20 protein-coding genes and 1 riboswitch are annotated in these 23,416 nt (G+C 50.2%); of the genes, 12 read left to right on the top strand and 8 right to left on the bottom strand.

What is annotated here, in order from left to right; genetic code table 11:
• Window positions 1–5 precede the first annotated feature (5 nt).
• Entirely contained in the window at window positions 6–953 is a 948-nt protein-coding gene (locus ACJHW7_RS17660; RefSeq protein ID WP_021557413.1) for a sugar-binding transcriptional regulator, read from the bottom strand.
• A gap of 347 nt (window positions 954–1,300) precedes the next feature.
• Between ACJHW7_RS17660 and rluF the strand changes: the two genes are divergently transcribed.
• Window positions 1,301–2,173, top strand: coding sequence for a 23S rRNA pseudouridine(2604) synthase RluF (rluF, locus tag ACJHW7_RS17665; RefSeq protein ID WP_021557414.1), 873 nt, complete (start codon window positions 1,301–1,303; stop codon window positions 2,171–2,173).
• Between the two features lie 132 nt (window positions 2,174–2,305).
• On the opposite strand, the gene ACJHW7_RS17670 is transcribed toward rluF, so the two are convergent.
• Complete coding sequence (locus tag ACJHW7_RS17670; protein WP_001207638.1) at window positions 2,306–2,578, bottom strand: DUF3811 domain-containing protein; 273 nt, start codon at window positions 2,576–2,578, stop codon at window positions 2,306–2,308.
• Window positions 2,579–2,830: 252 nt separating this feature from the next.
• On the bottom strand, window positions 2,831–4,180 hold the full coding sequence (gene lysC, locus ACJHW7_RS17675) for a lysine-sensitive aspartokinase 3 (RefSeq protein ID WP_001290321.1): 1,350 nt from the start codon (window positions 4,178–4,180) through the stop codon (window positions 2,831–2,833).
• Window positions 4,181–4,271: 91 nt separating this feature from the next.
• A riboswitch (Lysine riboswitch) is annotated at window positions 4,272–4,468 on the bottom strand.
• Between the two features lie 236 nt (window positions 4,469–4,704).
• Here lysC and pgi point away from each other — a divergent pair.
• The 5 genes from pgi to ACJHW7_RS17700 all read left to right on the top strand — a co-directional run bounded on the left by pgi (window position 4,705) and on the right by ACJHW7_RS17700 (window position 10,691).
• Complete coding sequence (pgi, locus tag ACJHW7_RS17680) at window positions 4,705–6,354, top strand: glucose-6-phosphate isomerase (RefSeq protein ID WP_021557415.1); 1,650 nt, start codon at window positions 4,705–4,707, stop codon at window positions 6,352–6,354.
• A gap of 512 nt (window positions 6,355–6,866) precedes the next feature.
• Window positions 6,867–7,109, top strand: coding sequence for an exopolysaccharide production protein YjbE (yjbE, locus tag ACJHW7_RS17685; RefSeq protein WP_000757333.1), 243 nt, complete (start codon window positions 6,867–6,869; stop codon window positions 7,107–7,109).
• A gap of 113 nt (window positions 7,110–7,222) precedes the next feature.
• Window positions 7,223–7,861 (top strand): YjbF family lipoprotein, encoded by a 639-nt coding sequence (locus ACJHW7_RS17690; RefSeq protein WP_021557416.1) that lies wholly within the window; start codon window positions 7,223–7,225, stop codon window positions 7,859–7,861.
• Complete coding sequence (locus ACJHW7_RS17695; protein ID WP_021557417.1) at window positions 7,858–8,595, top strand: capsule biosynthesis GfcC family protein; 738 nt, start codon at window positions 7,858–7,860, stop codon at window positions 8,593–8,595. The genes ACJHW7_RS17690 and ACJHW7_RS17695 overlap by 4 nt, the downstream gene beginning before the upstream one ends.
• Window positions 8,595–10,691 carry a YjbH domain-containing protein gene (locus ACJHW7_RS17700; RefSeq protein WP_021557418.1) on the top strand — a complete coding sequence of 699 codons (2,097 nt, stop codon included), beginning with the start codon at window positions 8,595–8,597 and terminating at the stop codon, window positions 10,689–10,691. Before ACJHW7_RS17695 ends, ACJHW7_RS17700 begins: the two co-directional genes overlap by 1 nt.
• A gap of 46 nt (window positions 10,692–10,737) precedes the next feature.
• Here the strand turns inward: ACJHW7_RS17700 and ACJHW7_RS17705 are convergent, their stop codons facing one another.
• Window positions 10,738–11,016, bottom strand: a complete 279-nt coding sequence (locus ACJHW7_RS17705; RefSeq protein ID WP_023637013.1) for a hypothetical protein — start codon at window positions 11,014–11,016, stop codon at window positions 10,738–10,740.
• Between ACJHW7_RS17705 and ACJHW7_RS17710 the strand changes: the two genes are divergently transcribed.
• Both ACJHW7_RS17710 and psiE read left to right on the top strand, forming a co-directional pair.
• On the top strand, window positions 11,017–11,160 hold the full coding sequence (locus ACJHW7_RS17710) for a hypothetical protein (RefSeq protein ID WP_000487766.1): 144 nt from the start codon (window positions 11,017–11,019) through the stop codon (window positions 11,158–11,160).
• Window positions 11,161–11,285: 125 nt separating this feature from the next.
• Complete coding sequence (gene psiE / locus ACJHW7_RS17715) at window positions 11,286–11,696, top strand: phosphate-starvation-inducible protein PsiE (protein WP_000202902.1); 411 nt, start codon at window positions 11,286–11,288, stop codon at window positions 11,694–11,696.
• 43 nt (window positions 11,697–11,739) lie between these two features.
• On the opposite strand, the gene xylE is transcribed toward psiE, so the two are convergent.
• The 4 genes from xylE to malE all read right to left on the bottom strand — a co-directional run bounded on the left by xylE (window position 11,740) and on the right by malE (window position 17,380).
• A complete protein-coding gene (gene xylE / locus ACJHW7_RS17720; RefSeq protein ID WP_001097289.1) occupies window positions 11,740–13,215 on the bottom strand; it encodes a D-xylose transporter XylE in 1,476 nt (491 codons plus the stop codon).
• Window positions 13,216–13,586: 371 nt separating this feature from the next.
• Window positions 13,587–14,477 (bottom strand): maltose ABC transporter permease MalG, encoded by an 891-nt coding sequence (gene malG / locus ACJHW7_RS17725; protein WP_001252058.1) that lies wholly within the window; start codon window positions 14,475–14,477, stop codon window positions 13,587–13,589.
• 14 nt (window positions 14,478–14,491) lie between these two features.
• A complete protein-coding gene (gene malF / locus ACJHW7_RS17730; protein ID WP_021557419.1) occupies window positions 14,492–16,036 on the bottom strand; it encodes a maltose ABC transporter permease MalF in 1,545 nt (514 codons plus the stop codon).
• Window positions 16,037–16,189: 153 nt separating this feature from the next.
• The gene (malE, locus tag ACJHW7_RS17735; RefSeq protein ID WP_000695387.1) at window positions 16,190–17,380 is read right to left on the bottom strand and encodes a maltose/maltodextrin ABC transporter substrate-binding protein MalE; all 1,191 of its coding nucleotides are present in this window, start codon (window positions 17,378–17,380) and stop codon (window positions 16,190–16,192) included.
• Window positions 17,381–17,744: 364 nt separating this feature from the next.
• On the opposite strand from malE, the gene malK reads away from it, so the two are divergent.
• From malK to ACJHW7_RS17755, 4 genes are all read left to right on the top strand, one after another.
• Entirely contained in the window at window positions 17,745–18,860 is a 1,116-nt protein-coding gene (malK, locus tag ACJHW7_RS17740) for a maltose/maltodextrin ABC transporter ATP-binding protein MalK (protein WP_021557420.1), read from the top strand.
• Between the two features lie 71 nt (window positions 18,861–18,931).
• Window positions 18,932–20,272: a maltoporin LamB gene (lamB, locus tag ACJHW7_RS17745; RefSeq protein ID WP_000973665.1), complete on the top strand. Its 1,341-nt coding sequence runs from the start codon at window positions 18,932–18,934 to the stop codon at window positions 20,270–20,272.
• A 241-nt stretch (window positions 20,273–20,513) separates the two neighbouring features.
• Window positions 20,514–21,434: a maltose operon protein MalM gene (malM, locus tag ACJHW7_RS17750; RefSeq protein ID WP_021557421.1), complete on the top strand. Its 921-nt coding sequence runs from the start codon at window positions 20,514–20,516 to the stop codon at window positions 21,432–21,434.
• A 228-nt stretch (window positions 21,435–21,662) separates the two neighbouring features.
• Window positions 21,663–23,243, top strand: a complete 1,581-nt coding sequence (locus ACJHW7_RS17755) for a SopA family protein (RefSeq protein WP_072847833.1) — start codon at window positions 21,663–21,665, stop codon at window positions 23,241–23,243.
• The last annotated feature ends 173 nt before the right edge of the window (window positions 23,244–23,416 follow it).

Raw genomic sequence — 23,416 nt, forward strand, 5'->3', positions numbered from 1 at the left:
GATTTTTATTTCAGTAATAGTTCAGCTGTGCTGCTATTCGTTACCAGACAATTAATATATTTTCCACGCAGTGCACCAACAATTCCGCTGTATTTTTCTGCACTCATGGCAATGCCAATGGAATACCGCGCCTGCTTTAATTTATTCATTTCGATAGAGAGTGTTTTTTCGCTCATATTCGTTTCAACCATTGCGCCGTGAATATCAAAAAAGCGCGAGCAAATATCGCCAGCAACCTGGCGGGCATTCAGGTCGTCACTCTCTTCACCACCATAAAACGCATGCCAGTTAGCGCCGTCGCGAATGGCCGGTGAGCCAATTCCCACCAGGGCGACATCCAGATTATCCCAGTAGGCAGAGATGGTTTTAAAGTGCTGAGACTGCATGATCCCATTACGAATTAATGGGTTATCCAGTAGAGCCGGAAAATCCGCGAGATGCGATTCCCCTTTCAGCTTCGCTGCCGCGCTGTAGGTTAATGTGTTTACGTGATAGCGGCTTTCGAGTTTACCGGACGGTCCGCCAATAATTGGTACGCAGATTAACTGCCGCGATTGCCCCGCCTGCGGCAAGTTTTCAACCAGTGCGCTCACCGCGCGACCCCAGGAAAAACCGACAATATCGCCAGGCTCCAGCAAGCGATCCAGCAGTTGCGCGCCGTGTAACCCCATCATCGCCAGTTGAGTCTCTTCATCCTCATCATTTCCCGACACCACCACAACGTCTTTCAGGCCAAACTTTTGCTTCAGTTGCTGCTCCAGCCAGAGATTTTCGTTGTAGTCATAGTTGATGGCGATGGTGACAATTCCCTGATCGCGGCCTCGTTTAAGCAAGCGGCTGATGGTGGTGCGGTAAATACCCAGTTCGCGCGCGATTTGCGCCTGCGTCATATCCTGTTCGTAATAGAGTTGGGCAATCTTCACAATCAAACGGATATCGTCACTGTTTTCCATTGCCGCCTCCTGGTTCTGCACATTTGTGCAAATACGCTTTCTCACCGCTTGATCTGATATAACCCCATCATGATGGCCTTTCAAAGCGATTTTTCACTCTTTGCATGGGGAGAAATAGCGCTTTCTCTTGCACATTTGTTTCTCTGCGTAGTAGTTATCAGCACAGGTGTGCAGCGATTCGTAATATGTTGATTATCCTTATTTTGCCACGCAAATTTGCATTGTACTTCCGGAGACACTTTTGTGATAAAAGGCGCGGCAGATCACATTTAATTTCGACGTTGCCGCATAACTCTGTTTTTCCCTGCTAAGAGGTACGGTATATTCCGCGTTTTACAGGAGAATTTATGCTGCCCGACTCATCAGTCCGTTTAAATAAATACATCAGCGAAAGCGGAATTTGCTCACGCCGCGAAGCGGATCGCTATATCGAGCAAGGCAATGTGTTCCTTAATGGCAAGCGAGCCACCATTGGCGATCAGGTGAAACCCGGCGACGTTGTGAAAGTAAACGGTCAGTTGATTGAGCCTCGGGAAGCCGAAGATTTGGTACTTATCGCCCTGAACAAGCCCGTCGGTATTGTCAGCACCACCGAAGATGGCGAGCGCGATAACATTGTCGATTTCGTTAACCACAGCAAACGCGTGTTCCCGATTGGCCGCCTGGATAAAGACTCCCAGGGGCTGATTTTCCTCACCAATCACGGCGATCTGGTGAATAAGATCCTGCGTGCTGGCAATGATCATGAAAAAGAGTATTTGGTAACGGTCGATAAACCGATTACCGATGAATTTATTCGTGGTATGGGGGCGGGAGTGCCGATCCTCGGGACGGTGACGAAAAAGTGCAAAATCAAAAAAGAAGCACCGTTTGTCTTCCGCATTACCCTGGTGCAGGGGTTGAACCGTCAGATCCGTCGCATGTGTGAGCACTTTGGTTACGAAGTGAAAAAGCTGGAACGTACGCGCATTATGAACGTCAGCTTAAGCGGCATTCCACTGGGGGAGTGGCGCGATTTAACCGACGATGAGTTAATCGACCTCTTTAAGCTCATTGAAAATTCCTCTTCCGAGGCAAAACCTAAAGCGAAGGCTAAACCGAAAACGGCGGGCATCAAACGTCCAGTCGTTAAGATGGAAAAAACGGCGGAAAAAGGCGGTCGCCCGGCGTCCAACGGTAAGCGTTTTACCTCGCCGGGGCGTAAAAAGAAGGGACGCTGATTAACGCCTCAGACTGATGAAAACGTCCAAAAAGTGCTCGGACAGTCCCCTCGCCCCTTCGGGGAGAGGGTTAGGTTGAGGGGAAGATTGTGTCCACACAGACGAGTGAAAATCTCAGGCGTTGATTGTTCATTAGCGCCTGCCGCGCGTCGACGTATTTGCTGACCAGCTAAATGACGCTTCAGGATCCGGTTTATAAGCCTGCTTTTTCTTTAACTGGCGGGCTTTTTTCGCTTCAGCCTCACGCTCGACCATTAATTTATCGATGTACTCTTTCTTAATGCTGTTGGTTTCGGAGTTGGTCAGTACGCGACCATGCGCAATCCGCGCCCGATCCAGCAGTGTTTTAAGTTCACGCTGCTCGCGCTCAGTCATCTCTTTTTGGGTAATACGGGGGAGTGCCATGATGGTGCCCTCAGTGAGCCAGAGAGTTCAGTGTACGGGAATTCGTTTGCGAGCAGAACTGATAATATTCATTTTGCCTTCTCTTAACTATTTATCTCTTTCGATAATTAATTAGAGATGCAGATAAAAAAATTAAAGGCAATTATTCTCCGATAAAGACGCTGGTTAACAGAGTACAGGCTCGTTTATTGATGAGCATAGTGACAAGAAAATCAATACGGCCCGAAATATAGCTTCCAGGCCATACAGTATTTACTCAAACAAATTAAAATGCAGCTTCTGCACCACCTGCTCGGCATCTTCGCCGGGCACCAGGAAGCACAGGTTATGGCTGGATGCGCCGTAACAAATCATGCGAATGTTGAACGGTTCCAGTACGCCGAATACCTCTTTGCCAACGCCGCAGGCTTTTGACAGGTCATTGCCAATCAACGCGACCAGCGCCAGACCTTCTTCCACCTCCACCCGGCACAGTGCGGAAAGCTCCATCAGCAGAGATTGCGTCAGCAACGTATCGCCAGTGGAGGTTGAACCGGTGGTATCAAGGGTTAATGCCACGCTCACTTCTGACGTGGTGATTAAGTCTACCGAAATATTATGCCGCGCGAGGATGCCGAAAACTTCCGCGAGGAAACCGCGAGAATGCAGCATATTCAGGCTGTGCAAAGTGAGCAGAGTCTGATTGCGACGAAGCGCCAGCGCGCGGAACAGCGGCGGATTTTCAGTTTTATTGCACACCAGCGTACCACCTGCGCGTGGGTCTTTGCTGGAGCCGACAAAGACCGGGATATCGCTGCGTACTGCGGGTAGCAACGTTGCCGGATGCAGTACTTTTGCACCAAAAGTTGCCATCTCTGCCGCTTCGGCAAACGCGATTTCATCAATGCGTTTTGCTGCGGAAACCACGCGTGGATCGGTGGTGTAGATGCCCGGGACGTCGGTCCAGATATCAACACGAGATGCGTGTAAAGCCTCCGCCAGCAAGGCTGCCGTATAATCGCTGCCTCCACGGCCAAGCGTCGTTGTTCGACCTTTATTTTCGCTACCGATAAATCCCTGGGTGATCACTAAGCCTTCATTGAGGCGTGGGAGCAGCTGCAGCGCGGCCAGTTCCGCCAGCGCGGCTACATCTGGCTCTGCACGACCAAATCGGTCGTTGGTACGCATCACTTTACGTACATCAAACCACTGTGCCTGAACATCGCGTTCGCGCAGGATCTCAACAAACAGCAGGGTCGACATCAGCTCGCCGTGGCTGACCAGTTCATCTGTCAGCGCCGGAGACGTTGCCAGCGCCGCCGCTTCTGCCAGAACAGTAATGTTCTCCAGCAGACGTTCAATCTCTTCACGGATAACGTTCGGGTAACGCAGACGTTCCAGAATGGCAAACTGGATGTTGCGAATAGCGTCGAGTTTTTCGAATCGCTCGCCAGGTTCCAGCCCTTCCGCTAAAGCGACCAGCAGATTAGTGATACCAGCAGAAGCCGAGAGGACTACTAAACGCACGTTGGCATCAGAAAGCACAATATCAGCGCTGCGGTTCATGGCGTCAAAATCAGCTACGCTGGTACCGCCAAATTTGGAGACAACAATTTCAGACATAACTACCTCGTGTCAGGGGATCCATTTTCAGCCTTGGCACAAGGGAAGAGCGGAAGACGGGTGGGCGCAGAGCGATACTTCGCTACTATTTTCACCCAGAAGTGCTCCACCACTTGCGAAACGCCCGACTGCGAACGCTTCTGGTGACAACCCAGGGGATTCAGCCCCTGTAGCCGATGATGAACGTGGCCAGCCGTTCAATCACCTCGGCGATGCACCCCCTCAGGTGTTATCACAGGACTGGCTCCTCCAACACCGTTACTTGGGCAACGCGCCTCTTCTGGCCTGCGCTAGCGCAGGTAGTACATTTATAAATAAAGGGTGAGCGGGGCGGTTGTCAACGACGGGGTCATGCGGATTTTTCATCCACTCCTGGCGGTCAGTAGTTCAGCTAATAAATGCTTCACTGCGCTAAGGGTTTACACTCAACATTACGCTAACGGCACTAAAACCATCACATTTTTCTGTGACTGGCGCTACAATCTTCCAAAGTCACAATTCTCAAAATCAGAAGAGTATTGCTAATGAAAAACATCAATCCAACGCAGACCGCTGCCTGGCAGGCACTACAGAAACACTTCGATGAAATGAAAGACGTTACGATCGCCGATCTTTTTGCTAAAGACGGCGATCGTTTTTCTAAGTTCTCCGCAACCTTCGACGATCAGATGCTGGTGGATTACTCCAAAAACCGCATCACTGAAGAGACGCTGGCGAAATTACAAGATCTGGCGAAAGAGTGCGATCTGGCGGGCGCGATTAAGTCGATGTTCTCTGGCGAGAAGATCAACCGCACTGAAAACCGCGCCGTGCTGCACGTAGCGCTGCGTAACCGTAGCAATACCCCGATTCTGGTTGATGGCAAAGACGTAATGCCGGAAGTCAACGCGGTGCTGGAGAAGATGAAAGCCTTCTCGGAAGCGATTATCTCCGGTGAGTGGAAGGGTTATACCGGCAAAGCAATCACTGACGTAGTGAACATCGGGATCGGTGGTTCTGACCTCGGCCCGTACATGGTGACCGAAGCACTGCGTCCGTACAAAAATCACCTGAACATGCACTTTGTTTCTAACGTCGATGGGACTCACATCGCGGAAGTGCTGAAAAAAGTAAACCCGGAAACCACGCTGTTCCTGGTAGCATCTAAAACCTTCACCACTCAGGAAACCATGACCAACGCCCATAGCGCGCGTGACTGGTTCCTGAAAGCGGCAGGTGATGAAAAACACGTTGCGAAACACTTTGCGGCGCTCTCAACCAATGCCAAAGCCGTTGGCGAGTTTGGTATTGATACTGCCAACATGTTCGAGTTCTGGGACTGGGTCGGCGGCCGTTACTCTTTGTGGTCAGCGATTGGCCTGTCGATTGTTCTCTCCATCGGCTTTGATAACTTCGTTGAACTGCTTTCTGGCGCACACGCGATGGACAAGCATTTCTCCACCACGCCTGCCGAGAAAAACCTGCCTGTCTTGCTGGCGCTGATTGGCATCTGGTACAACAATTTCTTTGGTGCGGAAACTGAAGCGATTCTGCCGTATGACCAGTATATGCACCGTTTCGCGGCGTACTTCCAGCAGGGCAATATGGAATCCAACGGTAAGTATGTTGACCGTAACGGTAATGTTGTGGATTACCAGACTGGCCCGATTATCTGGGGGGAACCAGGTACTAACGGTCAGCACGCGTTCTACCAGCTGATCCACCAGGGAACTAAAATGGTACCGTGCGATTTCATCGCCCCGGCTATCACCCATAACCCGCTCTCTGATCATCACCAGAAACTGCTGTCTAACTTCTTTGCCCAGACCGAAGCGCTGGCGTTTGGTAAATCCCGCGAAGTGGTTGAGCAGGAATATCGCGATCAGGGTAAAGATCCGGCAACGCTTGACTACGTGGTGCCGTTCAAAGTGTTCGAAGGTAACCGCCCGACCAACTCCATCCTGCTGCGTGAAATCACTCCGTTCAGCCTGGGTGCGTTGATTGCGCTGTATGAGCACAAAATCTTTACTCAGGGCGTGATCCTGAACATCTTCACCTTCGACCAGTGGGGCGTGGAACTGGGTAAACAGCTGGCGAACCGTATTCTGCCAGAGCTGAAAGATGATAAAGAAATCAGCAGCCACGATAGCTCGACCAATGGTCTGATTAACCGCTATAAAGCGTGGCGCGGTTAATCATCGTTCATGCCTGATGCCGCTATGTAGGCCGGATAAGGCGTTTACGCCGCATCCGGCAACTGGTGCCTGATGCGACGCTTTACGCGTCTTATCAGGCCTACAGGTCGATGCCGATATGTACATCGTATTCGGCAATTAATGCATAGCACGATTGATTAAATAACCTTAATAACAATGCCGACGTTATGTCGGCATTGTTTTATCAGATAAATCCCCTTGTCTGTGATTTAACGGAAATCATACCGTGAGGTTAATCCTAAAATAGATTTTTAATCGTTGTTTATTTCGGAAAATACGCAGATTAATTACTTTTGTTTTTATTTTAAGTTTATGATTTTTATTGTTATTTAAATATAAGTTGAAACTTATATTTGATATTCATTCCAATTATCCTAAAACGCCATCGCTAATTCCCCGCGCCGTAATTCGTATGCTTTAGTTGTGTATACTCGATCCCGCCCGAAATGTTTTTGGGTAAATCTCCATTCATTCAATGAAGGGAAATTGTTATGAAAAAAGTTCTGTATGGCATTTTTGCCATATCTGCGCTTGCGGCGACTTCTGCGTGGGCTGCACCTGTACAGGTGGGCGAAGCGGCAGGGTCGGCAGCAACGTCGGTTTCGGCGGGGAGTTCCTCCGCGACCAGCGTCAGCACCGTAAGCTCGGCGGTGGGTGTCGCGCTCGCGGCAACCGGTGGCGGTGATGGTTCTAATACCGGGACCACAACAACCACAACCACCAGTACCCAGTAATAAAGTATGTATCCCCAAAATAATTCGAGTCATTGCATCTGTGGCTAGAAGTATGAAGGGATTTACCATAACCACACTCCGGTGTGGTTATTCTGCCCCTCTGGAGAAGAGTCGTGAAGCGACCTGCATTCATTCTTATCTGCCTGCTATTACAGGCCTGTTCAGCCACGACGAAAGAGCTGGGCAATTCACTGTGGGACAGTCTGTTCGGTACGCCAGGCGTACAGCTGACGGATGATGATATTCAAAATATGCCCTACGCCAGCCAGTACATGCAGCTTAATGGCGGGCCGCAGTTATTTGTGGTGCTGGCCTTCGCTGAAGACGGACAACAAAAATGGGTCACTCAGGATCAGGCTACTCTCGTCACACAACATGGTCGTCTGGTGAAGACTTTGCTTGGCGGCGACAACCTGATTGAAGTGAATAACCTTGCCGCCGACCCGCTGATTAAACCCGCACAAATCATTGATGGCGCAACCTGGATGCGCACGATGGGCTGGACCGAGTACCAGCAGGTACGCTACGCCACCGCACGCTCAGTCTTCAAATGGGATGGCACCGGTACCGTTAAGGTCGGCAGCGATGAAACCGCGGTTCGCGTGCTGGACGAAGAAGTCTCCACCGACCAGGCGCGCTGGCATAACCGCTATTGGATCGACAGCGAAGGGCAAATTCGCCAGTCGGAACAGTATCTCGGCGCAGATTATTTCCCGGTGAAAACCACTCTCATCAAGGCGGCAAAACAATGATTAAACAAACTATTGTCGCATTGATTTTGAGTGTGGGGGCGTCATCGGTCTTCGCGGCAGGAACCGTCAAGGTATTCAGCAATGGCAGCAGTGAGGCCAAAACGCTGACGGGTGCAGAGCATTTAATCGATCTGGTAGGCCAACCACGGCTGGCAAACAGCTGGTGGCCTGGTGCGGTGATTAGCGAAGAGCTGGCAACGGCGGCAGCATTGCGTCAGCAGCAGGCGTTGCTGACACAGCTGGCAGAACAGGGCGCAGATTCCAGCGCCGACGATGCCGCTGCGATTAACGCCTTACGCCAGCAAATTCAGGCGTTGAAAGTGACGGGCAGGCAAAAAATCAATCTTGATCCCGATATCGTCCGCGTTGCCGAACGCGGTAACCCGCCGTTGCAGGGCAACTACACGCTGTGGGTCGGACCACCGCCGTCCACGGTCACGTTGTTCGGGCTTATCAGCCGTCCTGGCAAGCAGCCATTCACTCCAGGTCGCGACGTGGCGAGCTATCTCTCTGACCAGAGCCTGCTCAGCGGTGCGGATCGCAGCTACGCGTGGGTGGTTTACCCGGACGGACGCACGCAAAAAGCGCCGGTGGCTTACTGGAACAAGCGTCACGTAGAGCCGATGCCCGGCAGCATTATTTATGTTGGCCTCGCGGACTCCGTCTGGAGTGAGACGCCTGATGCCCTTAACGCCGACATTCTTCAGACTCTGACGCAGCGGATACCTCAATAATGAAAAAAAGACATCTGCTTAGCTTACTGGCGCTGGGCATTAGCACAGCTTGCTACGGCGAAACATATCCTGCGCCCATTGGTCCGTCGCAGTCGGATTTCGGTGGCGTAGGATTATTACAAACGCCCACCGCGCGTATGGCACGGGAAGGGGAGTTGAGTCTGAACTATCGCGATAACGATCAGTACCGTTATTACTCAGCTTCAGTGCAACTCTTCCCGTGGCTGGAAACAACGCTGCGCTACACCGACGTGCGCACCCGGCAGTACAGCAGCGTCGAAGCGTTCTCTGGCGATCAAACGTATAAAGATAAAGCCTTCGATCTCAAACTGCGTTTGTGGGAAGAGAGTTATTGGCTGCCGCAAGTGGCGGTTGGTGCGCGGGATATCGGCGGTACGGGGCTGTTTGATGCGGAATATCTTGTTGCCAGCAAAGCCTGGGGGCCGTTCGATTTTACGCTCGGCCTGGGCTGGGGATATCTGGGCACCAGCGGTAATGTGAAAAATCCGCTCTGTTCAGCCAGTGATAAATATTGCTATCGCGATAACAGCTACAAACAGGCGGGATCTATCGACGGTAGCCAGATGTTCCACGGTCCTGCCTCACTGTTTGGCGGCGTGGAATACCAGACGCCCTGGCAACCGCTGCGCCTGAAACTGGAGTATGAAGGCAATAATTATCAGCAGGATTTTGCCGGGAAGCTGGAGCAAAAAAGTAAGTTTAACGTCGGTGCGATTTATCGCGTTACCGATTGGGCCGACGTTAACCTTAGCTATGAACGTGGCAACACCTTTATGTTTGGCGTTACGTTGCGCACCAACTTTAACGATCTGCGCCCGCCTTACAACGATAACGCCCGCCCGCAATATCAACCGCAGCCGCAGGATGCCATTTTGCAGCATTCGGTGGTAGCGAATCAGTTAACGCTGTTGAAATACAATGCCGGACTTGCCGATCCACAGATCCAGGCGAAAGGCGATACGCTGTATGTTACCGGCGAGCAGGTGAAATATCGTGATTCGCGCGAAGGGATCATCCGTGCTAATCGGATCGTGATGAATGATCTGCCGGATGGGATCAAGACGATCCGCGTTACGGAAAATCGCCTTAACATGCCGCAGGTGACCACGGAAACGGATGTCGCCAGCCTGAAAAATCATCTCGCCGGAGAGCCGTTGGGCCACGAAACGAAGCTGGCGCAAAAACGCGTCGAGCCAGTGGTTCCGCAGTCCACCGAGCAGGGCTGGTATATCGACAAATCGCGCTTTGATTTCCATATCGATCCGGTGCTGAACCAGTCGGTCGGTGGCCCGGAAAACTTTTACATGTATCAGCTGGGCGTGATGGGAACGGCAGATTTGTGGCTGACGGACCATCTGCTCACCACCGGCAGCCTGTTTGCAAATCTTGCCAACAACTACGACAAGTTTAACTACACCAATCCGCCGCAGGACTCGCACTTACCGCGCGTTCGTACCCATGTGCGCGAGTATGTGCAGAACGATGTCTATGTGAATAACCTGCAAGCCAACTACTTCCAGCATCTGGGCAACGGCTTCTACGGTCAGGTCTACGGAGGTTATCTCGAAACCATGTTTGGCGGTGCGGGGGCAGAAGTGTTGTATCGCCCGCTGGACAGCAACTGGGCGTTTGGTCTGGATGCCAACTACGTTAAACAGCGCGACTGGCGTAGTGCAAAGGATATGATGAAATTCACCGACTACAGCGTGAAAACCGGACATCTGACCGCCTACTGGACGCCATCTTTCGCTCAGGATGTGTTAGTTAAAGCCAGCGTCGGGCAGTATCTGGCAGGGGATAAAGGCGGCACGCTGGAGATCGCTAAACGCTTTGACAGCGGCGTGGTGGTGGGCGGCTATGCCACGATCACCAACGTTTCGAAAGAGGAGTACGGCGAAGGGGACTTCACCAAGGGCGTGTATGTCTCGGTACCGTTGGATCTCTTCTCGTCTGGCCCGACACGCAGCCGTGCGGCGATTGGCTGGACGCCGCTGACGCGTGACGGTGGTCAGCAACTTGGGCGTAAGTTCCAGTTGTATGACATGACCAGCGACCGTAGCGTCAATTTCCGCTAAGTCATGGGAAAGGTGCCAGTTTTCGCAATCACTGGCACCCTCATTCTTAATGGCCTGTTGAGCCATCAGGAACGCAGTTCACCCCCGGTTTGCGATCTGGTGTGTAAAGGCGAAAACATTCTGTCTTCCTGTCCGTCGATATCGGTTGCAGGTCTGGTTGCCTGAGCGACTGGGCCATCATTGGGCTGGAGACATTGCTTTGCGGTAGGTCGGCTTTATCAGCAGTACCGAGCGGACCAGCATAAGCAGGAAGAACAGAGACTGATAACATCAAAGCAGCAAAATAAGGCTTCATTTTTACCACCTTTATCAGGTTATGTTTCATTTGTTCCAGAGGAACATTGTCGATTTTTCGCGCATTGCTGGTGGCTGGGAATCACCTGAATGGGTGATTTTTGAATTACCGGCTTTGGTGCGGTTTGTCTTGCCGGATGCGCCGCCAGGCGCGGCTTATCCGGCCTACGGGTAGGTATATCCGGCTTTGGTGGAGGCGCGCTCCAAATCCAGGTTGAACAAAACATACACAAAAAATATAGATCTCCGTCACATTTTTGCGTTATACAGGAAGCTCGCCACTGTGAAGGAGGTACTGCTATGACGTCACTCTCTCGTCCGCGCGTGGAGTTTATCTCCACCATTTTGCAGACCGTACTCAATCTTGGCCTGCTGTGCCTCGGCCTGATTTTGGTTGTCTTCCTCGGCAAAGAAACGGTGCATCTGGCTGATGTGCTGTTCGCGCCAGAACAAACCAGCAAATATGAGCTGGTAGAAGGACTGGTGGTTTACTTTCTCTATTTCGAATTTATCGCGCTGATTGTGAAGTACTTTCAGTCCGGTTTTCACTTCCCGCTACGTTACTTTGTCTATATTGGGATCACCGCCATTGTGCGCTTGATCATCGTCGATCATAAATCGCCACTGGATGTGTTGATCTACTCGGCTGCGATCCTGTTACTGGTGATCACCCTGTGGCTGTGTAATTCGAAACGGCTGAAGCGGGAGTAAAAAGACAGCACGCCGAACTGGCGCGGCGTGCTGGACAGGAAGATTACAGCGTAGCAGTTTGTTGTGTTTTCTTCGTTTCCGGTTCCCAGAGGGCTTCCAGCTCCTCAAGGGTTTTACCTTTGGTTTCCGGGACAAATTTCCACATAAACAGTGCTGCCAGAACGCCCATACAACCGTAAATCCAGTAGGAGAAACCGTTGTGGAAATGGGCCACCAGCCAGGAGTTTTTGTCCATCATCGGGAAGGTCCAGGAGACGAAGTAGTTCGCCAGCCACTGGGCCGCCACCGCGATTGCCAGCGCTTTACCACGAATGGCATTCGGGAAGATTTCCGACAGCAGAACCCAGCATACCGGACCCCAGGACATGGCAAAGGCGGCAACATAGAACAGCATCGACAGTAGCGCCACAATACCCGGTGCCTGAGTGTAAAACGCGGTACCGAGGCTAAACATACCGATTGCCATTCCGAGCGCGCCGATAATTTGCAGTGGCTTACGACCAAATTTATCCACCGTCATAATTGCCAGAACGGTGAAGGTGAGGTTGATAACTCCGACAATAATGGTCTGCAACAGCGCGATATCCGTGCTGGCCCCCAGCGTTTTGAACACTTCCGGCGCGTAGTACAGCACCACATTGATGCCGACAAATTGCTGGAAGATGGAGAGCATAACGCCGATGACAATCACGCCCACGCCAAACATCAGCAGACGACCACCGGTTTTGCGGCCATGATCCAGGGAGTGTTTAATTTCCTGTACTGCCTGAGTTGCAAGCGTGTTGCCCATAATTTTGCGCAGGATACCTTCCGCCTGTTCTTGCTTGCCGCGCGACATCAGCCAGCGAGGACTTTCTGGCACGGTATACAACAGCATTAAGAAGAGTAGTGCAGGGATACATTCCGAGGCAAACATATAACGCCAGCCGTCAGTATTCAGCCAGCTGGCATCACCGGAACGCGCAATAAAATAGTTCACGCAGTAAACTAAAAGTTGCCCGAAAATAATCGCAAACTGGTTAAAAGAGACCAGTTTCCCGCGAATATGAGCAGGAGCAAGTTCCGCAATATACATTGGTGAAAGCATTGAGGCTAAACCAACGCCAATACCGCCAATAATGCGATAAATAACAAATTCCGGGACATAACCTGCCAGATAAACAGGCACTGTGTTGTCCGGGTTTATAGAGGTAAAACCAAGTTCTGGCCAGGCAGAACCTACACCAGAAATAAAAAACAGGACAGCAGCAATCTTAAGTGAATCACGACGACCGAAGCGGCTACTGCAATAACCACCGAGGGCACCACCGATGATGCACCCAATCAGAGCGCTGGCTACGCAAAACCCTAACAGGGAGTTGGCAGCGGATTCACTTAAGTTTTGTGGAGCAACAAAGACGGTATTGAGTGACTCAACAGTACCGGAAATAACGGCGGTGTCGTAGCCAAATAATAAACCACCTAATGTAGCGACTAAGGTAATCGAAAATATATAACTGGAATTATACTGGGTATTCATTCAGACCTGCCTTAGACCATTCTGATCTTTTATCAGTGCATTGATGTTGGAATTGTCAGGCAGTTAAGGCAATTATCATTTTTTACAATGCGTTTACGTAATGTCTTTTCTGTGATCTTAATTGTGATAATTATCCAAAATTGATAAAAACAATACTATTGCCGTGACTCAGAGCACGAAAGAGAATTATCGTAAGTGGGAAAACAAATAACGTAAAAATAATAAGCTCTATGATGGAAATATTAACCGGCGAACGATTCAGATTGCAGACGAAAGAAAAAAAGGCGCTCCGTGGAGCGCCGAATAACAGTCACAAGTTGGGATAACGTAAGTTGAGGGTGCAGCGGCATAACATTGGCAGAACAACATCTTTAACCTTTCACACCACCTGCCGTCAGGCCGTTGACCAGCCAGCGTTGAGCCAGCAAGAAGACGATGGTGATCGGTAATGCAGACATCACGGCAGCGGCGGCAAAGTCACCCCACAGGTAGTTTTGCGGGTTGAGGTATTGCTGCATCCCCACGGCCAGGGTGTAGCTGTTTACGTCACGCAGTAACAGCGATGCGACCGGAACTTCAGTAATGGCAGCGATAAACGACAGGATGAACACCACCGCCAGAATCGGTACTGACAGCGGCAACAGGACAAGGCGGAAGGCCTGCCACGGTGTCGCACCATCCAGCGCCGCCGCTTCTTCCAGCGAACTGTCGATGGTTTCGAAATAGCCTTTGATGGTCCAGACATGCAGCGCAATCCCACCCAGATACGCGAAAATTACGCCGCCGTGAGTATTCAGGCCAATGAATGGAATGTACTCACCCAGACGATCAAACAACGCATACAACGCGACCAGTGAAAGTACTGCCGGGAACATCTGGAAAATCAGCATTCCTTTCAGCAGCGTCGCTTTGCCTGGAAAGCGCATACGGGCGAAAGCGTAGGCACAGGTGGTGGAGAGCGCCACAATGCCAATCGCGGAAATCCCGGCGACCTTTACCGAGTTCCACAGCCACAGCAGTACCGGGAATGGCGGTGGCGTAATGCGACCATCAGCCTGTTCAACGCTAAAACCTAACGCCAGTTTCCAGTGATCCCAGGAGATTTGCTCCGGGATCAGGCTACCGGTCGCGAAGTTTCCCTGACGCAGTGAGATAGCGACGACCATCAGCAGCGGAAACATAATCGCCGCGATAAAAAGTAGCAGTAGCAGGTGAGTAATAAACAAACGTGCTTTTTGCGATTTCGGTTGGACCATTGCCATTTTTGTTATCTCCCTTAATCAAACTTCATTCGCGTGGCTTTCAGGTTCACTATCGCCAGCGCACCCACCAGCAGGAAGATCAGCGTGGCAATTGCTGCTGCCAGACCGAAGTCCTGACCCCCGCCGCCTTCAAAAGCGATGCGGTAGGTGTAGTTAACAAGCAGGTCGGTATAACCGGCTGGCGTGGTCGTGCCAAGACGATCCGGGCCGCCGTTGGTTAACAGTTGAATCAGCACGAAGTTGTTAAAGTTAAAGGCGAAGCTGGCGATCATCAGCGGCGTCAGCGGTTTAATCAGCAGCGGCAGCGTAATCTTAAAGAAGTTCTGGAACGGACCTGCACCATCCATTGCTGAGGCTTCATACAAATCGTCCGGAATCGCTTTCAGCAAGCCCATGCAGAGGATCATCATGTACGGATAACCCAGCCAGGTATTGACGATAATCAGCATCGTTCGGGCGGTGATCGGATCGCTGAACCAGGCGGGCTTCACGCCAAACAGCGCGCTCAACATCATGTTGATCTCACCGAAGCTCTGGTTAAACAACCCTTTGAAAATCAAGATTGAAATGAACGATGGCACCGCGTAGGGCAGAATCAGCAGGACGCGATAGACCGCTTTGCCGCGCAACGCTTCCCACTGCACCAGACACGCCAGAACCATGCCGACCGCCACCGTTAAAAAGACAGTGATCAGCGAGAACACCACGGTCCAGACGAAAATGGCGAGGAACGGTTTCTGAATGCCTTCGTCGGTGAAGACGCGGGTAAAGTTTTTCCAGCCGGTAGTCACGGTGTAACCGGGGCTTAGCTTTTCATCGCCCCAGTTGCCGTCGGCGGTAATGGACTGGTAAAAGCCAATTTGGTTATTCGGACGATATTTCACGCCGCTCTGATTATTCGTCAACGTGCCGTCACCGTCGAGTGTGTAGAGCGGCTGCGTGCCAGAAAACTGGCGCAGGGAGCTCATCATCACTTTGTTGCCATCTGGCAGAATGGCGGTAATGTCACTCAGCGCCTGACGATTCTGGGTAATCACGCGCAGATTCGCGCGTTCGCCTTCGGGCTGGGCGGTCGTTTCTTTCAGTTGCAGTTTTTGCTCGCCGCCAAATTTAAAAGCGTCGGAGAGGTAATTTTTGCCGGTTTCGCCGTCGCTGAGCGCCAGTTGCCACTCATCGCCCGCCGGGTAAAGACCAAAGTTATAGGTTTTGCCTGCTTGCCAGGAGCGATCTAGCAACACTTCCTGCGCACGTTCAAAAGTCAGCTGGTTAGTGCTGCTGTAGTTGGTGAAGGCAATGGCGATGGTGCAGACCAGAGGGAAGAGGACGAATAATCCCATTCCAGCCATTCCCGGGTAAACATAGCGCCAGGCGTAGGCTTTACGATTGGCGAAAATATACAGCCCCGCTGAACTCAATATCAGCGTGGTAATGGCGAACAGGTATTCCCCTTGTGCGTACATTAAAACAACAAGGTAACCCACCAGCAGGCCGAGCAGACCTAACACTGACCATTTCAGCGCGTCGCTTTGCCACCAATGTTTCTTTTTAATGACATCCATGGGGTTCTTCCTCATTCCAGGACGGATAAGGCTTTCACGCCTTATCCGACAACAACTGCCTGATGCGACGCTGACGCGTCTTATCAGGCCTACATACGTTTCGGTTTTGTAGGCCGGACAAGGCGTTCACGCCGCATCCGGCATTTCACAGCATTACTTGGTGATACGAGTCTGCGCGTCTTTCAGGGCTTCATCGACAGTCTGACGACCGCTGGCGGCGTTGATCACCGCAGTACGCACGGCATACCAGAAAGCGGACATCTGCGGGATGTTCGGCATGATTTCACCTTTCTGGGCGTTTTCCATGGTGGCGGCAATACGTGGATCTTTCGCCAACTCTTCCTCGTAAGACTTCAGCGCTACCGCACCCAGCGGTTTGTCTTTATTAACCGCTTCCAGACCTTCGTCAGTCAGCAGATAGTTTTCGAGGAACTCTTTCGCCAGCTCTTTGTTCGGACTGGCGGCGTTAATACCGGCGCTCAGCACGCCAACGAACGGTTTAGATGGTTGACCCTTGAAGGTCGGCAGTACCGTTACACCATAATTCACTTTGCTGGTGTCGATGTTGGACCATGCCCACGGGCCGTTGATGGTCATCGCTGTTTCGCCTTTATTAAAGGCAGCTTCTGCGATGGAGTAATCGGTGTCTGCATTCATGTGTTTGTTTTTAATCAGATCAACCAGGAAGGTCAGACCCGCTTTCGCGCCAGCGTTATCCACGCCCACGTCTTTAATGTCGTATTTGCCATTTTCATACTTGAACGCATAACCCCCGTCAGCAGCAATCAGCGGCCAGGTGAAGTACGGTTCTTGCAGGTTGAACATCAGCGCGCTCTTACCTTTCGCTTTCAGTTCTTTATCCAGCGCCGGGATCTCTTCCCAGGTTTTTGGCGGGTTCGGCAGCAGATCTTTGTTATAAATCAGCGATAACGCTTCAACAGCGATCGGGTAAGCAATCAGCTTGCCGTTGTAACGTACGGCATCCCAGGTAAACGGATACAGCTTGTCCTGGAACGCTTTGTCCGGGGTGATTTCAGCCAACAGGCCAGATTGAGCGTAGCCACCAAAGCGGTCGTGCGCCCAGAAGATAATGTCAGGGCCATCGCCAGTTGCCGCAACCTGAGGGAATTTCTCTTCCAGTTTATCCGGATGCTCGACGGTGACTTTAATTCCGGTATCTTTCTCGAATTTCTTACCGACTTCAGCGAGACCGTTATAGCCTTTATCGCCGTTAATCCAGATTACCAGTTTACCTTCTTCGATTTTGGCGAGAGCCGAGGCGGAAAACATCATCGTCGTTAATGCGGATAATGCGAGGATGCGTGCACCTGTTTTTATTTTCATAATCTATGGTCCTTGTTGGTGAAGTGCTCGTGAAAACACCTAAACGGACTCTAGTTTCTTTATACGGCAACCTCTTTCCATCCTCCTTGCCCCTACGCCCCACCGTTGCTTTGTGTGATCTCTGTTACAGAATTGGCAGTAATGTGGAGATGCGCACATAAAATCGCCACGATTTTTGCAAGCAACATCACGAAATTCCTTACATGACCTCGGTTTAGTTCACAGAAGCCGCGTTCTCATCCTCCCGCCTCCTCCCCCATAAAAAAGCCAGGGGGTGGAGGATTTAAGCCATCTCCTGATGACGCATAGTCAGCCCATCATGAATGTTGCTGTCGATGACAGGTTGTTACAAAGGGAGAAGGGCATGGCGAGCGTACAGCTGCAAAATGTAACGAAAGCCTGGGGCGAGGTCGTGGTATCGAAAGATATCAATCTCGATATCCATGAAGGTGAATTCGTGGTGTTTGTCGGACCGTCTGGCTGCGGTAAATCGACTTTACTGCGCATGATTGCCGGGCTTGAGACGATCACCAGCGGCGACCTGTTCATCGGTGAGAAACGGATGAATGACACTCCGCCAGCAGAACGCGGCGTTGGTATGGTGTTTCAGTCTTACGCGCTCTATCCCCACCTGTCAGTAGCAGAAAACATGTCATTTGGCCTGAAACTGGCTGGCGCAAAAAAAGAGGTGATTAACCAACGCGTCAACCAGGTGGCGGAAGTGCTGCAACTGGCGCATTTGCTGGATCGCAAACCGAAAGCGCTCTCCGGTGGTCAGCGTCAGCGCGTGGCGATTGGCCGTACGCTGGTGGCCGAGCCAAGCGTATTTTTGCTCGATGAACCGCTCTCCAACCTCGATGCTGCACTGCGTGTGCAAATGCGTATCGAAATCTCCCGTCTGCATAAACGCCTGGGCCGCACAATGATTTACGTCACCCACGATCAGGTCGAAGCGATGACGCTGGCCGACAAAATCGTGGTGCTGGACGCCGGTCGCGTGGCGCAGGTTGGGAAACCGCTGGAGCTGTACCACTATCCGGCAGACCGTTTTGTCGCCGGATTTATCGGTTCGCCAAAGATGAACTTCCTGCCGGTAAAAGTGATCGCCACCGCAATCGATCAAGTGCAGGTGGAGCTGCCGATGCCAAATCGTCAGCAAGTCTGGTTGCCAGTTGAAAGCCGTGATGTCCAGGTTGGAGCCAATATGTCGCTGGGTATTCGCCCGGAACATCTACTGCCGAGTGATATCGCTGACGTCATCCTTGAGGGTGAAGTTCAGGTCGTCGAGCAACTCGGCAACGAAACCCAAATCCATATCCAGATCCCTTCCATTCGTCAAAACCTGGTGTACCGCCAGAACGACGTGGTGTTGGTAGAAGAAGGTGCCACATTCGCTATCGGCCTGCCGCCAGAGCGTTGCCATCTGTTCCGTGAGGATGGCACTGCATGTCGTCGACTGCATAAGGAGCCGGGCGTTTAAGCACCCCACAAAACACACAAAGCCTGTCACAGGTGATGTGAAAAAAGAAAAGCAATGACTCAGGAGATAGAATGATGATTACTCTGCGCAAACTTCCTCTGGCGGTTGCCGTCGCAGCGGGCGTAATGTCTGCTCAGGCAATGGCTGTTGATTTCCACGGCTATGCACGTTCCGGTATTGGCTGGACAGGTAGCGGCGGTGAACAACAGTGTTTCCAGACTACCGGTGCTCAAAGTAAATACCGTCTTGGCAACGAATGTGAAACTTATGCTGAATTAAAATTGGGTCAGGAAGTGTGGAAAGAGGGCGATAAGAGCTTCTATTTCGACACTAACGTGGCCTATTCCGTCGCGCAACAGAATGACTGGGAAGCTACCGACCCGGCCTTCCGTGAAGCAAACGTGCAGGGTAAGAACCTGATCGAATGGCTGCCAGGCTCCACCATCTGGGCAGGTAAGCGCTTCTACCAACGTCATGACGTTCATATGATCGACTTCTACTACTGGGATATTTCTGGTCCTGGTGCCGGTCTGGAAAACATCGATGTTGGCTTCGGTAAACTCTCTCTGGCAGCAACCCGCTCCTCTGAAGCTGGTGGTTCTTCCTCTTTCGCCAGCAACAATATTTATGACTATACCAACGAAACCGCGAACGACGTTTTCGACGTGCGTTTAGCGCAGATGGAAATCAACCCGGGCGGCACATTAGAACTGGGTGTCGACTACGGTCGTGCCAACCTGCGTGATAACTATCGTCTGGTTGATGGCGCATCGAAAGACGGCTGGTTATTCACTGCTGAACATACTCAGAGTGTCCTGAAGGGCTTTAACAAGTTTGTTGTTCAGTACGCTACTGACTCGATGACCTCGCAGGGTAAAGGTCTGTCGCAGGGTTCTGGCGTTGCATTTGATAACGAAAAATTTGCCTACAATATCAACAACAACGGTCACATGCTGCGTATCCTCGACCACGGTGCGATCTCCATGGGCGACAACTGGGACATGATGTACGTGGGTATGTACCAGGATATCAACTGGGATAACGACAACGGCACCAAGTGGTGGACCGTCGGTATTCGCCCGATGTACAAGTGGACGCCAATCATGAGCACCGTGATGGAAATCGGCTACGACAACGTCGAATCCCAGCGCACCGGCGACAAGAACAATCAGTACAAAATTACCCTCGCACAACAATGGCAGGCTGGCGACAGCATCTGGTCACGCCCGGCTATTCGTGTCTTCGCAACCTACGCCAAGTGGGATGAGAAATGGGGTTACGACTACACCGGTAACGCCAATACCAACACTAACTTCGGCAAAGCCGTTCCTGCTGATTTCAACGGCGGCAGCTTCGGTCGTGGCGACAGCGACGAGTGGACCTTCGGTGCCCAGATGGAAATCTGGTGGTAATAGCAAAACCTGGGCCGGATAAGGTGCTTGCGCCGCATCCGGCATCCAACGCCTGATGCGACGCTTGCGCGTCTTATCAGGCCTACAACGGCTGTCAAATGTAGGCTGGATAAGGCGTTTACGCCGCATCCGGCATAAAACAGGTTGTCATTATCTGAAAGGGGCGCAAGCCCCTCTGATTATCGGGTTTAGCGCGCTATTGCCTGGCTACCGCTGAGCTCCAGATTTTGAGGTGAAAACAATGAAAATGAATAAAAGTCTCATCGCCCTCTGTTTATCAGCAGGGTTGCTGGCAAGCGCGCCTGGAATCAGCCTTGCCGATGTTAACTACGTACCGCAAAACACCAGCGACGCGCCAGCCATTCCATCTGCCGCGCTGCAACAACTCACCTGGACACCGGTCGATCAATCTAAAACCCAGACCACCCAACTGGCGACCGGCGGCCAACAACTGAACGTTCCCGGCATCAGTGGTCCGGTTGCTGCGTACAGCGTCCCGGCAAACATTGGCGAACTGACCCTGACGCTGACCAGCGAAGTGAACAAACAAACCAGCGTATTTGCGCCGAACGTGCTGATTCTTGATCAGAATATGACCCCATCAGCCTTCTTCCCCAGCAGTTATTTCACCTACCAGGAACCAGGCGTGATGAGTGCAGATCGTCTGGAAGGCGTTATGCGCCTGACACCGGCGTTGGGGCAGCAAAAACTTTATGTTCTGGTCTTTACCACGGAAAAAGATCTCCAGCAGACGACCCAACTGCTCGACCCGGCTAAAGCCTATGCCAAAGGCGTCGGTAACTCGATCCCGGATATTCCCGATCCGGTTGCTCGTCATACCAGCGATGGCTTACTGAAACTGAAAGTCAAAACGAACTCCAGCTCCAGCGTGTTGGTCGGGCCTTTATTTGGTTCTTCCGCTCCAGCTCCGGTTACGGTAGGCAACACGGCGGCACCAGCTGTGGCTGCACCCGCTCCGGTGGCGGTGAAGAAAAGCGAGCCGATGCTCAACGACACGGAAAGTTATTTTAATACCGCGATCAAAAACGCTGTCGCGAAAGGTGATGTTGATAAGGCGTTAAAACTGCTTGATGAAGCTGAACGCCTGGGATCGACATCTGCCCGTTCCACCTTTATCAGCAGTGTAAAAGGCAAGGGGTAATTACGCCCCACAGTGCTGATTTTGCAACAACTGGTGCGTCTCCTGGCGCACCTTTTTTTATGCTTCATTCCAGGGATATGAGCGATTTTTTATAGTACTTCACTTCTTCTTCACTAAGAATATCCATTATCTCAATGCATTATCAGAGATTCTTTTCCTTTCGCCGGTAGTGTCTGGACGCTCAGGCTACTTTTTCCAGTTATTTCATTTCTGTAATGCAGAGGTTTTATGTTAGGTCATATCTCAAAGTTTGACGGCAATAACTCTTTGATAAAACATGGTGTGGTGCAAGGAAATAATATAGTAGATTTTGATTTACTACGTAATTTTAATGGGGTGCTAGGGTTAAATCGAGAAAACTTTATTTATATCAGCAATATTTTTTTAAATATAAAACAACGGAACGAAAAAAATCATTCAATAAATATGTTTCGTGAAGTCTCAATCAGTGGTGATATTGTAAGCGTAAAATTTTATAGAAATGAAAAAATAGAATGCGCTTGTGATTTTATGATGGCTAAAGATGCGCAGGGGTATATCGACCTGTCTGAATTGGATTTAACAAGTTGTCATTTTAAAGGTGACGTTATTTCGAAGGTGTCTTTCATATCATCAAATCTACAACATGTAACATTCGAATGTAAAGAAATTGGGGATTGCAATTTTACTACTGCAATAGTTGATAATGTCATATTTAAATGTCGACGTTTACACAATGTAATTTTTATCAAAGCGAGTGGTGATTATGTCGATTTTAGCAAAAATATGCTTGATACAGTTGACTTCTCGCAGAGTCAACTTACTCATAGTAATTTTTGTGAATGTCAGATTAGAAATTCAAACTTCGATCATTGTTATCTTTATGCTTCGCACTTCACAAGAGCAGAATTTCTTACTGACAAAGAAATATCATTTATTAAATCGAATTTAACAGCTGTTATGTTTGATCATGTGCGAATATCGACAGGGAATTTTAAAGACAGCGTTACACAACTAATGGTATTATCTATTGATTACTCAGATATATTTGGAAATGAATATCTCGATGGTTATATCAATAACATTATAAAAATGATTGATTCGTTGCCAGATGATCCAGCGATATTGAAATCCGTTCTGGCAGTAAAACTGGTGATGCAATTAAAAATTCTTAATATTGTTAATAAAAACTTTATTGAGAATATGAAGAAAATATTTAGCCATGGTCCTTATATAAAAGATCCCATTATACGTAGTTATATCCATCCTGATGAAGATAACAAGTTCGATAATTTTATGCGTCAAAATCGATTCAGTAAGATGCATTTCGATACCCAACAGATGATCGATTTTATTAACAGATTTAATATGAATAAATGGCTGATTAATCAAAATAACAATTTTTTTATCCAACTTATCGATCAGGCTCTACGATCAACGAATGATACGATCAAAGAAAATGCCTGGCATCTTTATAAAGAGTGGATTCGTAGTGATGATGTTTCACCTTTATTTATAGAAATTGAAGATAATTTAAGAACCTTTAACACGAATGAATTAACACGAAACGATAATATCTTTATCCTGTTCTCCTCTGTCGATGATGGGCCAGTTATGGTGGTAAGCTCCCAGCGCTTACATGATATGTTGAATCCTACAAAAGATACCAATTGGAATTCCACGTATATCTACAAATCCAGACATGAGATATTGCCTGTTAATCTTACTCCGGAAACACTTTTCGGCTCCAAATCTCAGGATAAACATGCGCTTTTCCCCATTTTTACTGCGAGTTGGCGAGCTAATCGCATAAAGAATAAAGGTATTTAAGTAAAGGAAAACATCACCGTTCCTGGCATCATGGGCGGTGATGCCCCTATGGTTGCCCTCGCCAGCACGGGCATCGGCAAAGCGTAAGGTTCAACAGCGTTTTACCACTTCATGCGATTGTTGCGTTTTTGTTGCGCATTAGATCACTTAATTTGCTTTACATCTCCCGTAAA

Source organism: Escherichia sp. WS1152, from assembly GCF_046487665.1.
Taxonomy (GTDB): Bacteria; Pseudomonadota; Gammaproteobacteria; order Enterobacterales; family Enterobacteriaceae; genus Escherichia; species Escherichia coli.

Bases quoted from the DNA above. Each gene is read 5' to 3' on its own strand.
- ACJHW7_RS17660 (WP_021557413.1), bottom strand. From the start codon at position 953: ATGGAAAACAGTGACGATATCCGTTTGATTGTGAAGATTGCCCAACTC.
- rluF (WP_021557414.1), top strand. From the start codon at position 1,301: ATGCTGCCCGACTCATCAGTCCGTTTAAATAAATACATCAGCGAAAGC.
- ACJHW7_RS17670 (WP_001207638.1), bottom strand. From the start codon at position 2,578: ATGGCACTCCCCCGTATTACCCAAAAAGAGATGACTGAGCGCGAGCAG.
- lysC (WP_001290321.1), bottom strand. From the start codon at position 4,180: ATGTCTGAAATTGTTGTCTCCAAATTTGGCGGTACCAGCGTAGCTGAT.
- pgi (WP_021557415.1), top strand. From the start codon at position 4,705: ATGAAAAACATCAATCCAACGCAGACCGCTGCCTGGCAGGCACTACAG.
- yjbE (WP_000757333.1), top strand. From the start codon at position 6,867: ATGAAAAAAGTTCTGTATGGCATTTTTGCCATATCTGCGCTTGCGGCG.
- ACJHW7_RS17695 (WP_021557417.1), top strand. From the start codon at position 7,858: ATGATTAAACAAACTATTGTCGCATTGATTTTGAGTGTGGGGGCGTCA.
- ACJHW7_RS17700 (WP_021557418.1), top strand. From the start codon at position 8,595: ATGAAAAAAAGACATCTGCTTAGCTTACTGGCGCTGGGCATTAGCACA.
- ACJHW7_RS17705 (WP_023637013.1), bottom strand. From the start codon at position 11,016: ATGAAACATAACCTGATAAAGGTGGTAAAAATGAAGCCTTATTTTGCT.
- psiE (WP_000202902.1), top strand. From the start codon at position 11,286: ATGACGTCACTCTCTCGTCCGCGCGTGGAGTTTATCTCCACCATTTTG.
- xylE (WP_001097289.1), bottom strand. From the start codon at position 13,215: ATGAATACCCAGTATAATTCCAGTTATATATTTTCGATTACCTTAGTC.
- malG (WP_001252058.1), bottom strand. From the start codon at position 14,477: ATGGCAATGGTCCAACCGAAATCGCAAAAAGCACGTTTGTTTATTACT.
- malF (WP_021557419.1), bottom strand. From the start codon at position 16,036: ATGGATGTCATTAAAAAGAAACATTGGTGGCAAAGCGACGCGCTGAAA.
- malE (WP_000695387.1), bottom strand. From the start codon at position 17,380: ATGAAAATAAAAACAGGTGCACGCATCCTCGCATTATCCGCATTAACG.
- malK (WP_021557420.1), top strand. From the start codon at position 17,745: ATGGCGAGCGTACAGCTGCAAAATGTAACGAAAGCCTGGGGCGAGGTC.
- lamB (WP_000973665.1), top strand. From the start codon at position 18,932: ATGATGATTACTCTGCGCAAACTTCCTCTGGCGGTTGCCGTCGCAGCG.
- malM (WP_021557421.1), top strand. From the start codon at position 20,514: ATGAAAATGAATAAAAGTCTCATCGCCCTCTGTTTATCAGCAGGGTTG.
- ACJHW7_RS17755 (WP_072847833.1), top strand. From the start codon at position 21,663: ATGTTAGGTCATATCTCAAAGTTTGACGGCAATAACTCTTTGATAAAA.